The 14,528-nt window shown below is 64.5% G+C and carries 16 protein-coding genes; 12 read left to right on the top strand and 4 right to left on the bottom strand.

Annotation, left to right across the window (positions count from 1 at the left end; genetic code table 11):
• Positions 1-26: 26 nt before the first annotated feature.
• The gene (gene dtd, locus ACH49N_RS25115; protein WP_358275055.1) at positions 27-464 is read right to left on the bottom strand and encodes a D-aminoacyl-tRNA deacylase; all 438 of its coding nucleotides are present in this window, start codon (positions 462-464) and stop codon (positions 27-29) included.
• Between the two features lie 217 nt (positions 465-681).
• Here dtd and infA point away from each other — a divergent pair, with 217 nt between their 5' ends.
• From infA to ACH49N_RS25060, 11 genes are all read left to right on the top strand, one after another.
• Positions 682-903 carry a translation initiation factor IF-1 gene (gene infA, locus ACH49N_RS25110; RefSeq protein WP_003418601.1) on the top strand — a complete coding sequence of 74 codons (222 nt, stop codon included), beginning with the start codon at positions 682-684 and terminating at the stop codon, positions 901-903.
• Between the two features lie 89 nt (positions 904-992).
• Complete coding sequence (gene rpmJ, locus ACH49N_RS25105) at positions 993-1,106, top strand: 50S ribosomal protein L36 (RefSeq protein WP_003938068.1); 114 nt, start codon at positions 993-995, stop codon at positions 1,104-1,106.
• A gap of 235 nt (positions 1,107-1,341) precedes the next feature.
• Positions 1,342-1,716 carry a 30S ribosomal protein S13 gene (rpsM, locus tag ACH49N_RS25100; protein WP_109331568.1) on the top strand — a complete coding sequence of 125 codons (375 nt, stop codon included), beginning with the start codon at positions 1,342-1,344 and terminating at the stop codon, positions 1,714-1,716.
• Positions 1,716-2,129, top strand: a complete 414-nt coding sequence (rpsK, locus tag ACH49N_RS25095; RefSeq protein WP_005239680.1) for a 30S ribosomal protein S11 — start codon at positions 1,716-1,718, stop codon at positions 2,127-2,129. The genes rpsM and rpsK overlap by 1 nt, the downstream gene beginning before the upstream one ends.
• A gap of 22 nt (positions 2,130-2,151) precedes the next feature.
• The gene (rpsD, locus tag ACH49N_RS25090; RefSeq protein WP_109331567.1) at positions 2,152-2,757 is read left to right on the top strand and encodes a 30S ribosomal protein S4; all 606 of its coding nucleotides are present in this window, start codon (positions 2,152-2,154) and stop codon (positions 2,755-2,757) included.
• 116 nt (positions 2,758-2,873) lie between these two features.
• Positions 2,874-3,935 carry a DNA-directed RNA polymerase subunit alpha gene (locus ACH49N_RS25085; RefSeq protein ID WP_109331566.1) on the top strand — a complete coding sequence of 354 codons (1,062 nt, stop codon included), beginning with the start codon at positions 2,874-2,876 and terminating at the stop codon, positions 3,933-3,935.
• 30 nt (positions 3,936-3,965) lie between these two features.
• Positions 3,966-4,541 carry a 50S ribosomal protein L17 gene (rplQ, locus tag ACH49N_RS25080; protein WP_159925636.1) on the top strand — a complete coding sequence of 192 codons (576 nt, stop codon included), beginning with the start codon at positions 3,966-3,968 and terminating at the stop codon, positions 4,539-4,541.
• 71 nt (positions 4,542-4,612) lie between these two features.
• Positions 4,613-5,425: a tRNA pseudouridine(38-40) synthase TruA gene (truA, locus tag ACH49N_RS25075; protein ID WP_358275241.1), complete on the top strand. Its 813-nt coding sequence runs from the start codon at positions 4,613-4,615 to the stop codon at positions 5,423-5,425.
• 58 nt (positions 5,426-5,483) lie between these two features.
• A complete protein-coding gene (locus ACH49N_RS25070) occupies positions 5,484-6,602 on the top strand; it encodes a hypothetical protein (RefSeq protein ID WP_358275116.1) in 1,119 nt (372 codons plus the stop codon).
• A 102-nt stretch (positions 6,603-6,704) separates the two neighbouring features.
• Positions 6,705-7,703, top strand: coding sequence for a polysaccharide pyruvyl transferase family protein (locus ACH49N_RS25065; RefSeq protein ID WP_159925640.1), 999 nt, complete (start codon positions 6,705-6,707; stop codon positions 7,701-7,703).
• A complete protein-coding gene (locus ACH49N_RS25060; protein ID WP_159925642.1) occupies positions 7,703-8,269 on the top strand; it encodes an NADPH-dependent FMN reductase in 567 nt (188 codons plus the stop codon). The genes ACH49N_RS25065 and ACH49N_RS25060 overlap by 1 nt, the downstream gene beginning before the upstream one ends.
• On the opposite strand, the gene eccE is transcribed toward ACH49N_RS25060, so the two are convergent.
• Positions 8,266-9,915 (bottom strand): type VII secretion protein EccE, encoded by a 1,650-nt coding sequence (gene eccE / locus ACH49N_RS25055; RefSeq protein WP_358275118.1) that lies wholly within the window; start codon positions 9,913-9,915, stop codon positions 8,266-8,268. The two genes, ACH49N_RS25060 and eccE, sit on opposite strands and share 4 nt — an antisense overlap.
• Before the next feature lie 113 nt (positions 9,916-10,028).
• Here eccE and eccB point away from each other — a divergent pair, with 113 nt between their 5' ends.
• Complete coding sequence (eccB, locus tag ACH49N_RS25050) at positions 10,029-11,507, top strand: type VII secretion protein EccB (RefSeq protein WP_358275120.1); 1,479 nt, start codon at positions 10,029-10,031, stop codon at positions 11,505-11,507.
• Positions 11,508-11,572: 65 nt separating this feature from the next.
• Here the strand turns inward: eccB and mycP are convergent, their stop codons facing one another.
• Positions 11,573-12,970 (bottom strand): type VII secretion-associated serine protease mycosin, encoded by a 1,398-nt coding sequence (mycP, locus tag ACH49N_RS25045; RefSeq protein WP_358275122.1) that lies wholly within the window; start codon positions 12,968-12,970, stop codon positions 11,573-11,575.
• Entirely contained in the window at positions 12,967-14,439 is a 1,473-nt protein-coding gene (gene eccD, locus ACH49N_RS25040) for a type VII secretion integral membrane protein EccD (protein ID WP_358275124.1), read from the bottom strand. Before eccD ends, mycP begins: the two co-directional genes overlap by 4 nt.
• Positions 14,440-14,528: the final 89 nt, after the last annotated feature.

Raw genomic sequence — 14,528 nt, 5'->3', positions numbered from 1 at the left:
ACGCTGCGCCCGGAGTGACTGCGCCACTACACGTCGATCAGCAGCGTGACCGGTCCGTCGTTGACGAGATCGATCTGCATGTGCTCGCCGAACACGCCCGTATCGACCGTCGCGCCCAGCTGTCGTAGCGCGTCCGTGAAGGATTCGACCAGCGGCTCCGCCACAGGCCTGGGCGCGGCCGCGGACCACGAGGGGCGTCGCCCCCGCCGTGCGTCGGCCATCAGCGTGAACTGACTGGCCACGAGGATCGGAGCGTCGAGGTCGGCGGCCGACTGCTCGTCCTCCAGGATTCGCATCGTCCACACCTTCTTTGCCAGGAGCGCTGCCTTCGCCGCGTCATCCGTGTGGGTGACGCCGACCAGGACGAGAAGTCCGTGGCCGGCAGGCGGGGGAGTGATGCGTGCGACCACGACTCCGTCGACCCGGACGGAGGCGGCCGAGACTCTCTGCACCAGCGCGCGCACGCGCAACACCATCCTTCGCCTCGCCGACTGCATTTGGCCTGGTGAGCAATTTCCCGTAACATGGATCAGCGGTGCGCTATGCGTGCCGGTTGTTTGCGTGCCCAGTGCCGGTTTCGATCCGGAATGTTCATGTTTCGGCCGGTGAAGAAGCCATTGGGCGCCACGGTAACGGAAACAGATGCAAGAAGCACGTCAAACAACATGGATCGCGGAGGATATGGCTAAGAAAGACGGGGCCATCGAGGTCGAGGGACGAGTAGTCGAGCCGCTGCCCAATGCGATGTTCCGCATTGAGCTCGAAAACGGCCACAAGGTTCTCGCCCACATCAGCGGAAAGATGCGTCAGCACTACATTCGCATCCTCCCGGAAGATCGCGTAGTCGTGGAGCTCTCGCCCTACGACCTGTCGCGCGGACGCATCGTTTACCGGTACAAGTAAAAAGCTTCCCCGCTCTGACCAGGTCGGGGAGAAGTACGTCCGCCGCGGAACTGCGTAGTGGGCTGCCACAAAACAGGAGATCAGAAGACGTGAAGGTTCAGCCGAGCGTCAAGAAGATCTGCGAAAAGTGCAAGGTGATCCGTCGTAACGGCCGGGTCATGGTGATCTGCGAGAACCTGCGTCACAAGCAGCGTCAGGGCTAGATCTCCGCTTTTCGAGGATCTGCTTGGCAACAAGCAAAGATGACCTCCCAGCACCAGCCAGTACTTTCGGCCACCGGGTTTCACCACCCACGGCAGGTACTGGTCCACCCCCGGCACGGAGGCCGGGGCCCCACTGAGTTAGTTGAGACCCCTTCGGTCGCGAGACCGCGGGAGTTTGAAGAGGCACAGGGGATGGACTGGGAGCAGACCTCCGCTCACCGATAGGAACTGCCACATGGCACGTCTAGCAGGTGTCGATCTGCCCCGCGAAAAGCGGATGGAGATCGCACTCACCTACATCTACGGCATCGGCCGTACCCGCTCCAAGGAGATCCTGGGCGCCACCGGCGTCAACCCAGATCTGCGGAGCAAGGATCTCTCGGACGAGGATCTGGCCAAGCTCCGCGAGTACATCGAGGAGTCGCTGAAGGTCGAGGGTGACCTTCGCCGCGAGGTCCAGGCCGACATCCGTCGCAAGATCGAGATCGGTGCCTACCAGGGGTTGCGCCACCGCCGTGGCTTGCCCGTGCGTGGTCAGCGCACCAAGACCAACGCCCGCACCCGTAAGGGCCCCAAGCGCACCATTGCCGGCAAGAAGAAGGCGAAGTAATGCCCCCCAAGTCACGTAGCACCGGTCCGAAGAAGACCCAGAAGGCGCGTCGCAGGGACAAGAAGAACGTCCCGCACGGCGCCGCTCACATCAAGAGCACCTTCAACAACACCATCGTGTCCATCACGGACCCTGCCGGAAATGTCATTTCCTGGGCGTCCTCGGGACACGTCGGCTTCAAGGGATCGCGTAAGTCGACCCCGTTCGCCGCTCAGCTCGCTGCAGAGAACGCAGCCCGCAAGGCGCAGGAGCACGGTGTCAAGAAGGTCGACGTCTTCGTCAAGGGACCCGGCTCCGGCCGTGAGACCGCGATCCGCTCGCTTCAGGCTGCAGGCCTCGAGGTCGGCACCATCTCCGATGTCACCCCCCAGCCCCACAACGGCTGCCGTCCGCCCAAGCGGCGTCGGGTCTAGCGGGAAGGATAGGTAGAAAAAAATGGCACGTTATACCGGACCCATCACCCGCAAGTCGCGTCGTCTGCGCGTCGACCTCGTCGGAGGCGACCAGGCGTTCGAGCGTCGTCCCTACCCGCCGGGCCAGCACGGCCGTGCGCGGATCAAGGAGAGCGAGTACCTGCTCCAGCTGCAGGAGAAGCAGAAGGCTCGCTTCACCTACGGCGTCATGGAGAAGCAGTTCCGTCGTTACTACCAGGAGGCGAACAACCGCCCCGGTAAGACCGGTGAGAACCTGCTCCGCATCCTGGAGTCGCGTCTCGACAACGTCGTGTACCGCGCCGGACTGGCTCGCACCCGCCGCCAGGCACGTCAGCTGGTCACGCACGGTCACCTCCTTGTGAACAACAAGAAGGTCGACATCCCCAGCTACCGCGTCTCGCAGTACGACATCATCGATGTCAAGGAAAAGTCGCTGTCGACGCTTCCTTTCCAGGTGGCGCGTGAGACCCAGGGCGATCGCCCGATCCCGGGTTGGCTGCAGGTTGTCGGCGGACGGCTCCGGATCCTGGTTCACCAGCTTCCCGAGCGTGCGCAGATCGATGTCCCGCTGCAGGAACAGCTGATCGTCGAGTACTACTCGAAGTAAGGCCTCCGGCCCGTGCGCCTTTTTGGTAGTTCCCACTACCAGAAAGGCGCACGGGCGCGCAGTGCCTTTCCCATCGTGGGCGTCAAATAGCGGACGCCCGTACAGGAGGAAATCCAATGCTCATTTCTCAGCGACCCACGCTGACCGAAGAGGTCATCGCTGACAACCGCTCGAAGTTCGTCATCGAGCCCCTCGAGCCAGGTTTCGGGTACACCCTCGGCAATTCGCTCCGCCGCACGCTGCTGTCTTCGATCCCCGGCGCTGCTGTCACCAGCATCCGCATCGACGGCGTTCTGCACGAGTTCACCACCGTCCCCGGTGTGAAGGAAGACGTCACCGACATCATCCTGAACCTCAAGGGTCTCGTCGTGAGCTCCGAAGAGGACGAGCCGGTCACCATGTACGTCCGTAAGCAGGGCCCCGGCGCTGTGACCGCAGGCGACATCGTGCCCCCGGCCGGCGTCACCGTGAACAACCCGGATCTGCATATCGCCACCCTGAACGACAAGGGAAAGCTGGAGATCGAGCTCGTCGTCGAGCGCGGTCGCGGCTACGTCCCCGCCGTCCAGAACAAGGCGTCCGGCGCAGAGATCGGCCGCATCCCGGTCGACTCGATCTACTCGCCGGTGCTCAAGGTCACCTACAAGGTGGAGGCCACCCGCGTCGAGCAGCGCACCGACTTCGATCGGCTCGTGCTCGATGTGGAAACCAAGAACTCCATCACCGCTCGGGACGCGCTCGCTTCTGCGGGCAAGACCCTGGTTGAGCTCTTCGGCCTGGCCCGTGAGCTGAACGTCGAAGCAGAAGGCATCGAGATCGGACCCTCGCCCGCCGAGGCCGATCACATCGCTTCCTTCGGACTGCCCATCGAGGACCTGGACCTCACCGTCCGTTCCTACAACTGCCTCAAGCGCGAAGGTGTTCACACCGTCGGTGAGCTTGTCGGCCGTACCGAGTCCGACCTGCTCGACATCCGCAACTTCGGACAGAAGTCCATCGACGAGGTGAAGGTCAAGCTGCATTCGCTGGGCTTGTCCCTCAAGGACAGCCCCGCGTCCTTCGATCCCACCACCGTTGCCGGTTACGACGCCGCCACCGGAACGTGGAGTGACACGGATGCCGGTTCCTTCGGCGATGCCGACGGTACCGAGGACTACGCCGAGACCGAACAGCTGTAGCCGCTTCCGGTCCTTTACTAGGAGATCATCATGCCCAAGCCCAAGAAGGGTGCCCGCTTCGGCGGGTCGGCTTCGCACCAGAAGGCGATTTTCGCCAATCTGGCTACCGCGCTCTTCGAGCACGGTCGCATCACCACCACCGAGTCCAAGGCGAAGGCCCTGCGGCCGTACGCCGAGAAGCTCGTGACGCACGCCAAGGCGGGGACCCTGGCGCACCGCCGCGAGGTTCTCAAGGTCATCCGCAACAAGGATGTCGTACACACCTTGTTCGCTGAGATCGGCCCGTTCTACGCGGACCGTGACGGTGGATACACCCGCATCATCAAGACGGTTCCCCGCAAGGGTGACAACGCTCCGATGGCCATCATCGAGCTCGTCAAGGAAAAGACCGTCACCTCCGAGGCCGACCGCGCACGTCGCGTGAAGGCGTCGAAGGATGCTCCGGCCGCGGCCCCCGCCGCGTCGGACGAAAACGTCGTCGACGCAGTCGAGGCCGAGGCCACCGCCGCCGAGGTCGCGAACGCTGACGCCGTCGTCGACGCCATCGAAGACGAGTCCGCCACCGCCGCAGATGCGACAGAGGCCGACGAGGCCAAGAAGGACTAGTCCACTTGGTTTCGGCACACGCTGAATCGAACGAGCCCGTCACCCCCTCTCGGGGCGACGGGCTCGTTCGATTGCGGCTGGACATCTCCTACGACGGAACCGAGTTCTCCGGGTGGGCTCGCCAGAACGGGCTGCGCACGGTCTGCGGGGAAATCGAGGAGAAACTCGGAGCCGTCCTGCGTACGCCCCTGCAACTGACGGTGGCGGGACGGACCGACGCAGGGGTCCACGCGGCAGGTCAGGTCGCGCACGTCGACGTTCCCGCGGAGTCGCTGCCGGACGATCCGTCCCGACTCGTCCGCAGACTCGCCCGCTTCCTCCCGAAAGATGTACGAATCACCCGCATCTCACGTGCGCCGCAGCATTTCGACGCGCGTTTCTCCGCGATGCGCCGGCACTACGAATACCGCCTGACCACCGCGGAGTACGGAGCAGATCCCCTGCGTGCCCGCGACATAGTGTCGTATCCGAAGGTGCTCGACCTCGACGTAATGCGCTCGGCGTCCGCCAGACTGATAGGGCTGCACGACTTCGCCGCGTTCTGCAAGCGCAGAGAAGGGGCCACCACCGTTCGCGATCTGCAACGTTTCGACTGGGAACGTGACGGGGAGATTTTCACCGCATTCGTCAACGCAGATGCCTTCTGCTGGTCGATGGTTCGCAGCCTCGTCGGTGCCGTACTCGCCGTGGGGGAGGGCCGCCGCGACCTCGGGTGGGTGGACGAGTTGCTGCGGGAGCGGTCGAGGGCAAGTTCGATCCTGGTGGCACCCGCGCACGGTCTGTCGCTGGTTCGGGTCGACTATCCCGACGACGCCGGTCTTGCGGCGCGCAATGAAGTCACCCGTGACATTCGCACTCTGCCCGAAGGTTGCTGTGGCGACTGACTGAGGCGGAAAAACCCGCGGCCGACGAAGCCCATCGGGCTGTGCAAGAATCCGCATCATGCCATCAGAAATTCGTGTTCGAGTGGAGGATGCACGCAGTCGCACAGCCAAGGTCGGGGTCACTACCCCCAAGGGGCCGTTCGAGTTGCACGTCGACGCGAACGTCGACGTCGATAAATCGGCCACACCGTGGCTCCCTGCGCTGTCGGTTGTCGCGATGCGTCTTCATTCCGATCTGATCTTCTCGGATCCAGTCGACGCTCTCGCGTTGTCGAATCTTCCGCACGCTCAGCGGATTCTGCGCGATTGGTACCCGAGACGGTATTCGTCGGTAAGGGTGGAGGCAGACGAGGTAGCCGGGACGGATGCCGGTTCGCAGCGGGGAATGGGTTGCTTCTTCAGTGGAGGTGTCGACTCCTTTCACTCGGCAATCGCAGCGAGCGAACGCATTACGCATCTGATCTTCGTTCACGGGTTCGACATCAAGCTTTCGGATGTCGAGTTGGCGGCGAAGGCGGAGGCGGGAGCGCGAAACGCGGCGGACGCGCTCGGCAAGACGCTTGTCGTCGTCAGGACGAATCTCAGGCAGCTCTCGGACAAGGCGAGGTGTCTGTGGGGCACCGACTATCACGGAGCGGCGCTGGCGACCGTCGCGCACTCGTTGTCGGATCACATCCACACCGCGCTCATTCCGTCCTCCTTTCAGGAGGCTGATCTGCATCCCTGGGGTACGCATCCGGATCTGGACCCGTTGTGGTCGAGTAGTGCGGTGCGGCTGGAGCACTACGGCACGTCGTTGACGCGGACGGAGAAAATTGCGTTCCTCGCGCGAAACGACGTCGCGATGGACAATCTGAGGGTCTGCTGGAAGAACCGTGACGGCAAGTTCAACTGTGGCCGGTGTGAGAAGTGTGTTCGGACAATGGTCAGCCTTCGTGCCGCCGACGGCGCATCCCGCACTCTCCCTCACCGTGTGACACCGGAGGCAGTGAACCGTCTGTCGCTCAGCGGCACGGGCACACTCTTCGCTCTGGAGAATCTGAACGCGTTACGAGAGGCCCGGGTCCGGGACCTGGAGCTGGAAACGGCGCTCGAGCGCGCCATTCGGCGAGGGCGTACGCGGGACAAGGTTCTCGGTGGAATCACCCGACGCTGGCTGGGTATGACGAAGGGATAGGTGTCAGCAGCGTGGCTAGGCGTCGTTCGTATACCGGCGGGTATCGCGATGGTGCAGTAACGTGCAGGATGCCCCGAGGAAGTTCCCAGCCGTGAGGATTTCATGAACGACCCTTTGGACGATCTGCAACGAGCAACCATCGCTGCGCTCGCACCCACTGTGCAGCATGGACAGTCGGTCGCTCTCCTCGACTATCCGGCGCATTTCAACGCGGGTGACCTTCTGATCTACCAGGGGACGCTCAGCTATCTGGCCAGGATGGGTGCGAGCGTGGATTACGTCTGCGCGCTGCACACCTATGACACCAAGGTTTTGTCCGCGTGTGTTCCCGAAGGACCGTTGCTGTTGAATGGCGGCGGGAATTTCGGCGATCGATGGTTCGGCTACCAAAAGTTCCGTGAGCGCGTGATCGCGGAGCATCCGGAACGAAAAATTGTTCAGATGCCACAGACCATCGAGTTCCACGACGACGCAGCGCTGGCGAGGGCGCAGCGAATCTATGCGCAGCATCCCGATCTCACGTTGCTGATGCGGGACCGGCGCGGCTATGAACTAGCCCGTGAACTATTTCCCGAGAACACCGTCGTCTTCTGTGCTGATGCAGCATTGGGAGTCGGAAGGATCGCGCCCTCCGCCGAACCCACGCGCGATATCGTGCTTCTCAAACGCCGCGACCCCGAATCCGTTCAGTCCGCGAAGAGCCTTCCGGCCTCACTCGCGTCGGCGTACATGACGGATTGGCACGTCAGTGCCGCCGACAACGCCCAGTGGTGGCCCACTACGCTCGGACTTCTGCTATTGAACAAGCTGCCGGGTGTTCGGTCCCGTATGTACCCGCTGACGCGCCGTGCCTTCGACTGGCAAGCGGACATGGTGGTCGACAATGCAGTGGCGATCTTGTCGCAGGGGCGGCTCGTGGTCACCGATCGGCTGCATGCGGGAATCCTTGCCGTACTGATGGGCAAACCTGTCGTCCTGGTCGACAATGCCAACAAGAAGGTGTCCAGAATTCATGGCGACTATCTGAGCAATTTCCCGGATACCCACCTCGCCGAGAATTTCGATCACGCGGCCGAACTTGCCGGGCAGCTCGTTTTCTGATGAGCGAAATCGAGCCCGTCCGGTTAGAACTCATCATCGGATCGACCAGGGTCGGGCGCATTGCCCCCGTCGTGGCGAACTGGTTCGTCGAACGCGCTCGCACATATCCTCACGTGGAACTGGGCGTCATCGACTTGCTCGAAACCTCGCTGCCTCAGAACCTCGACGATTCTCCCGCCACCGACGCGTTCCGGGCACGGGTGGGGCGCGCCCACGGATTCGTGGCCGTCACATCCGAGTACAACCATGGGTATCCGGCCGCCTTGAAGACCGCATTCGACAGTGTGAAACACGAGTGGCGCGCAAAGCCCATCGGCTTCGTGTCGTATGGGGGAGTGTCGGGCGGCTTGCGTGCGACCGAGCAACTGCGCCAGGTCGTGGCGGAATTACACATGGTTTCGGTGCGTCAAAGTGTGAGCTTCCACCAAGTGCGCAAGAAGTTCGACGACAACGGTCGCACCACTGATGGCGCCGCCGTCGACTCGGCGGATCGGATGCTCGCGCAGTTGGTCTGGTGGGCCCGTGCTGTGCGACTCCAGCGTGCGACCGAGAGCTACCCCGGTTAGGACTGGTAGGCCGGCTGGTAATCGTCTACCGCGCGGGGCCGTCCGATGAATGCCGTTTCGGAGGAAATGGTGACCAGCATCAACTCGATACTCGTCCCGCCGGTCGACAGGAGAATCCGATCACCCATCGCGCTCGGCTGGACAATGGACAGGTCGGGTTCGGCGCCCGGCCACTGGCTGGGCTCGGCATAAAGGTAGAGAGCAGTGACGCCGGCCCGCGGGGTCGAAGCTTCGACACCGTCGAACACCACGGTGTTGATCCTGTTGTCGGATTGGGAGTTGTGTCCCGCGACGCGCAGGCGGTCGGGCGTGGCGATCGAGTCGATCAGGGACGACCATGCATCGGGCCGATCTGTCTGGATGAGGACCCGGGCCCCAGTGGCGACGGCACGGAACACAAGTTGCTGGGCGAGGTACAGCTCGCCCGCGACGTACACCATGCCGACGCCCGGGCCGAAGATGCGTGCTGTGATCCCGTGACCGTAGTCGTCGGATCCGATCAACTGGCCACACCCCGCCGGCGGCAACTGGAGGTGTCGCACTGTGTCGACCGGCACATCGGCCATAGGCATCACAGCGTCCAGATCAGACACTGCCACAGGAAGATTGGACAGCAAACTTTCTTGGTGGCGGCCTCGCATCGAGACGAGCCCGTGCACAGCGAATGGTTCCGGCATCGTCCGGGTGGTGATCCGACATCCGGCGCCGATCAGTACCTGCCCGTCGTTGGCGCTCGGTCGTAGCCGAATGGTCACGGTGGTGCCGAGACTGGACGGCACCCACAGTTTCGCGAGCAACTCTTTGGAGAGAAAGCGCGGATCGACGCTGTATCCGGTATTGCATACCCCCGGCAACAGAGCATGCTTCCACGTCTGAGTGAGAGATCTCGGGTCGACACCGCGGCTGATGACCAGTGCTGCGGAGTCGATCTCGGGTGCTGTGAGAATTCGGGCCCGGCATCCCGCGTCGGCGAGTGCGCGTACGACGCGACTTGCCGCGATGGTGATGGCGCGAGAGGCGCCGTGCTCACCGCCGCCGCGGCGCGCGACGGCCTCGACACTGCCGGTGGCGTCGAATCGGAGGGCGACCCACACCGTCCGGGTGGCTGTCGCGGGAAGGGGGCCGACCAGGCGGTCGTAGACATCGGTGGCCGGCGTGCCCGCGGCGGCGCGATACCCATGGCTGACGATATCGATGCCGCTGAGCGAGATATCGTGCTGGACAAGGCATCCGGCGAGCGCCTCGGTGGGAAGGTCGTGCGTCGACTGGAAACCGTCCCGGGTGATCTGGGTCAGGCTTCCCGCCGGCGGAAGGACCTCGACCACTGCGACCACGCTTGCGCCGTCCCACCGCAAACCGACGGACTGTCCTGTCGGGCCGACGAAACTGACGGTGCGGAAGCGCGGGACCTTCGGTGTCGTGAAGTAGCGCCACGCCGTTCGCGCCCAGACCATGGTCGACCACCCGCCGATGGGTACGACCGCCAGAAGAGCGACGACGACGGCGAGTATGACGGCGCCCCACCACACCACTCCGCACACCGAGGCCAGTGCCCCGGCCAGAACTCCCACTATTTGCGCGACAACGACCTCGGTCGCCGAAACGCGATGTGCCAACGGCCAGCTTGTGACGCGCGAACGGTCCACGGTGCCTCCCCCGAATACCTGAACCCAGGCAGACCCGTACCCGTCCGCCGTGACGACTGTGATTCGAACTGTACTGTGTCACCCCGAGCGTTGTGCAGCACGGGGGAGGAACAATGGCTGTAACACCCACCACTCGGTGGCAGGTCAACGGGTATCGCTTTCTGGTCAGACGGATGGAACACGCCCTGGTGCGGCGTGACGTACGAATGTTGCACGACCCTATGCGGTCGCAGTCGCGCGCACTCGCGGTAGGGGTGGTGATCGCCTCGCTAGGACTCGCGGGGTGTGCAGCGCTGGCGCTGTTCCGGCCCCAGGACAAAATCGGTGACGCGTCCATCGTCGTCGGCAAGGATTCCGGTGCGATGTTCGTGGTCATGGGGGACACGCTGCGCCCGGTGCTCAATCTGTCGTCTGCCCGCCTCATTGTGGGGCAGGCCGAGAAGCCGGTAATCGTCAAAGAATCGGAGATCGACACTCGGCCCCGCGGGGCGCTGGTCGGAATCCCCGGTGCACCGTCGGCGCTCCCGCCGGGTGACGCAGCAGCAAAGACACCGTGGGCCGTATGCGACTCGGTCGGGGCAGACGGACATCGTGCGGTCACGACCTCCGTAGTGGTCGGTGAGCCGGACCCGATCGAGGGCGGGGGAGGCCTCGCCAGCGACCAGGCGCTGCTGGTGGCCACCTCGGACGCCGCCTATCTGATGTATGACGGCACCCGCGCGAAGATCGACCTGCACGACCCTGCGATCACCCGTGCCCTCGGCCTCGAGGGTGCCACGCCACGACCGGTAAGCCTCGGATTCGTCAACGCGGTTCCGGAAGTGCCGCCGCTGGTCGCGCCCAGCATCCCGGGAGCGGGGAGCCAGCCGCGGTTTGCTCTGCGCGACAAGGTGATCGGGTCGGTGTTCCAGGTAGTGATCGGATCGGAAACCACCCACTACGTCGTGTTGCGGGATGGAATTCAGAAGATCAGTTCCGCCGTGGCAAACCTCATCTTCCTTTCGGATTCGCACGGGGATACCGAGATGTCGAGTGTCTCGCCGGACGCCACCAACCGGATTCCTTCGGTGGAGCAGATCGCCGTGTCGAGCTTCCCGGAGTCGGCACCCGAGATCGTCGACGCCATCTCGAGTCCGGTGAGTTGTCTGATCTGGAAACCTTTGCGCGGACAGGACGAGACCGCAGCGAGTGGTCCGGCCGCCGAGTTGTCCCTTATTGCAGGACGTAGTCTCCCCATCCCCGATGGTGCGCACACCGTGAAGCTGGCGCAGGCGGACGGCGGCGGGGACAGTGCCGATTTCGTCTACGTCGAACCCGGTTCGGGGGGATTCGTGCAAGCGACCGGTATCGAACCCCACAGCACCCGGCGAGACAGCACGTTCTTCGTGGCTGACACGGGAGTACGGTTCGGCATTCCCGACGCAGACGCCGCGAAAGCATTGGGGGTGACAGCCGAGCCGCCGCTCGCTCCGTGGCAGATACTCGGACTCCTCGCACCGGGCCCCACGCTCGCGAAGTCCTCCGCGCTCGTCGCACACGACGGGGTGGCGCCCGACCCGGACCCGGCCGCAGTCGCCTCCGGTTCGAACTGAAACACCGAACTGCCAACTCGGGCCGACGCACATTCGCGTCGGCCCGGGTCGACTCGGAGAACGAGTCAGCTTCGGTGCTGCGTCGCGGAGTGCAATTTCCGCCGGAGTGGGAATGACGCCAGCACTCCGAGGATGAGCAGTGCAGCGAGCGAGCCGACCGTTACCAACGCGACATCGCGAGGGCGGTGATCGGGCTGAGTAACTGCAGGAAGGGCCTCCAGGGGGACCGAGCGTGCGGCGCCGTCGGTTGCTGAGCCGCCCGTCGGAACATTCGCAGATACGGCTGCGAGCGGGTCGATGACGCCGTGCCCGACAAACGGATTCCACCCTTCCGCGGGCGCATGCGTCGTGGCCTCGATACGCGCGATGACCTGCTGGGCCGACAATTGAGGAAACCTGGAGCGAACCAGGGCGACGGTGGCCGAGACATAGGGGGCCGCGAAACTGGTGCCGTTGACCGGTTCCGCGCTTCCCTGAGCGCTGTACACGGTATTCGTCAGATCGCCCGTCGTCGGATGCAGTGAGGTAAGGCCCGATCCCGGGGCCGCGACGTCGACCCAGGGACCCGCGAGGCTGAAGTCACTCACCCGACCGTCGGACTCGACCGACCCGACGGTCAGGACGTAGTCGTCGTACCACGCCGGGCTGGCGATGGTGCTCACCGAATCCCACAGGTCGGCTCCGGGTCGGAGCGGGTCGGCCGCCGGATTCTGAATCTTGCATTCCGCGGATCCATAGTTGCCCGCGGCAGCAACCACCACGACGTCCTTCACCGTCGCCGCATACTTGACAGCTGCGCCGAGATAGCGGTCGCCGCCGCCGATTCCTTCTGCCGCAGTCTTGCAGGCGACTTCGGAGATGTTGATGACGCCGGCACCCATGTCGGCGGCGCGCCGGACAGCGGCGGCCATGGTCGCGACGTTGCCGTATCCACCGACCGAGTTGCCGGCGTTGTCGACCTGATCGGTCTGCCCTGCGGGACTGTAGGCACTGCTCGATTGCCGGATTGCGAGGATGCGGGAGTCCGGAGCGCCGCCGGAGAAACCGGACCCGGGAACCTGTCGCGCGGCGATGAGGCCTGCGACGAGCGTTCCGTGAGCGTCACAGTCGGTTGTCCCGGTCTCGGTCCCGACCAGGTCACCACCATCGACGAGACCAGGAAGGCGCGGATGCCGCGCCACCCCGGTGTCGATGACCGCGACGAGCTGCCCGGCGCCCCGACTGATCGGCCACGCCGAACGAAAATCGAGGTCCCGCTGAGCCACCGGGACTTCCGGACCATCGGGCACCCGTACGGCATCTTTGCACGGTCTTCGCTTCTCCACTTTGGTGCTGTCCTTCGGCGGAACCAGTCCCACGTCGATGGGTGCGGGTACCACTGCCAGGGCGCTGCCTTCACCCAGTGCTGCGATGAGGGCCACCACCGCGGTGGCCACAACCAGGCGACCCAGCCGCCGCATCACAGCCCGCGCATCAGCGAGTAGAGGCCGGTCACCCAGCAGACCAGCGGGATGATCGACGTGATCAGGGCGAGGTCGATCAATTCGGCGACGCGTCGCATGACGGGCGAGAACATCTGCCGCGGGGCGATGATGCCGAGGACCAGCCCGCCCGCTGCGAACAGCATTGCCACGGCGAACAGAACTATCGCGTAGTCGGGGACGGCGACCGCGGCTGCGGTGAGCAGCAGTACGAGGATCGTCACGCCGCCGCCGATCAGCGGAACGGCCTGCTCGGCGCTGCTGTAGGTGCGTCCCCGGAACATCAGGACGGTCGCGGTCGCAACGGCCAGACACAAACCGGGCCAGTAGATCTCGCCGTGCAGGGTGGGCTGCGCGGCCAGGAGTGCGCCGCTGACCGCGAGGATGGTCATGGCGGTGACGAGTCCGGTGAGATACCTGCGCGCACGTGTGGCGCGTTGGGCAAGGGAATCGAACGACGGCATCGTGGTCTCGTCGTCCGGATCGTCCTCGGAAGGATCGACCGAGGTACCCGGTGCGGGAACGGGCGGCAGTGGCAGCTTCGCCAGGAGTATCGCCACGCGAGCCGATGAGGCGAGCCCTGTCAATGCGGCGGCGACGACACCGGCGGCCACCGCGGGCGCTGCGGTGTCGGTCGTCGCCGATACCAACGCGGCGAGGGTGCCGAACAGGGAGGCTACCGCCAGAGCCGTGAAGACTCTCAGCCCCACACCACCGAGTCGCAGCGCGAGGACCGCGGTGGTGCCCGACAGTGCGAGCCCGAGGAGCAGGTGGGCAGCGGCCAAGTCGCCGGGGACGAAGAGCATCCCGGCGGCGAAGGCCGGCGGAACGGCGCACCCACTGAGAACGACGGAACTGGCTGCGTCACCGTAGATGCGGCCGGTGACCGCACCGGCGACGAGGAAGAGGAAGGCAGATGTCAGTGCGCAACCTGCACCGACGAACCCGTCCGTCCCGGATTCGGACCACAGCAGCGCGAACGAGCCGATCACCGTTCCGAGCACGGCGGCGGCCGAACCGACGACCCGTGCGGAGCCGCGCGTCCATTCCCGGTCCGCATCGGCATCGGCGATGGCGACGTTGTACATGATGTCGTCGAACAGGGGCGGCGGGGCACTGTCCTGCACACTCTGCAGGACCAGCAGGTCGCCGTCGCGAATACCGTGCTCGTGCAACGTCAGCGTGGTCGAGAGCGGGGACTGACCGATCTTCGCGAGAACCCACTCGCTCGGTTCGTATTGCTCGAGTGAATCATCGAAGTCATTGGTGCTGCGATGGCTGCGGATCGTGTCGACGATCCCCGGAACGAGGATGGCGATCGGAACACCGAACGGCACCGCCATGTCGACCTGTGAATGGGTCGAGAGCACGGTGATCCGGCACAGGTCTGCTGCGGCACTCGGACGCGTGGACGGCGCGGACGCGCGCGACTCGTCATGGGCGACGGACAATACGATTTCCCCCCACTTTGCGACGCACACCCCACCCTGCGTCGTTACGGCACTGATCGACGACCACTCGGAGGCCGTCGTCCGATTCG

The organism is Rhodococcus sp. NPDC019647 (assembly GCF_044389235.1).
Classification (GTDB): domain Bacteria; phylum Actinomycetota; class Actinomycetes; order Mycobacteriales; family Mycobacteriaceae; genus Rhodococcus_F; species Rhodococcus_F oxybenzonivorans.
The sequence above is the reverse complement of the archived record's forward strand: the minus strand, read 5'-3'. Positions and strand labels throughout refer to the sequence as shown.

What these genes read in the sequence shown, in the direction of transcription:
- infA (WP_003418601.1), top strand. Translation starts at nt 682, where the DNA reads ATGGCTAAGAAAGACGGGGCCATCGAGGTCGAGGGACGAGTAGTCGAG.
- ACH49N_RS25085 (WP_109331566.1), top strand. Translation starts at nt 2,874, where the DNA reads ATGCTCATTTCTCAGCGACCCACGCTGACCGAAGAGGTCATCGCTGAC.
- rpsK (WP_005239680.1), top strand. Translation starts at nt 1,716, where the DNA reads ATGCCCCCCAAGTCACGTAGCACCGGTCCGAAGAAGACCCAGAAGGCG.
- ACH49N_RS25060 (WP_159925642.1), top strand. Translation starts at nt 7,703, where the DNA reads ATGAGCGAAATCGAGCCCGTCCGGTTAGAACTCATCATCGGATCGACC.
- ACH49N_RS25065 (WP_159925640.1), top strand. Translation starts at nt 6,705, where the DNA reads ATGAACGACCCTTTGGACGATCTGCAACGAGCAACCATCGCTGCGCTC.
- rpsD (WP_109331567.1), top strand. Translation starts at nt 2,152, where the DNA reads ATGGCACGTTATACCGGACCCATCACCCGCAAGTCGCGTCGTCTGCGC.
- rpsM (WP_109331568.1), top strand. Translation starts at nt 1,342, where the DNA reads ATGGCACGTCTAGCAGGTGTCGATCTGCCCCGCGAAAAGCGGATGGAG.
- rplQ (WP_159925636.1), top strand. Translation starts at nt 3,966, where the DNA reads ATGCCCAAGCCCAAGAAGGGTGCCCGCTTCGGCGGGTCGGCTTCGCAC.
- eccB (WP_358275120.1), top strand. Translation starts at nt 10,029, where the DNA reads ATGGCTGTAACACCCACCACTCGGTGGCAGGTCAACGGGTATCGCTTT.
- ACH49N_RS25070 (WP_358275116.1), top strand. Translation starts at nt 5,484, where the DNA reads ATGCCATCAGAAATTCGTGTTCGAGTGGAGGATGCACGCAGTCGCACA.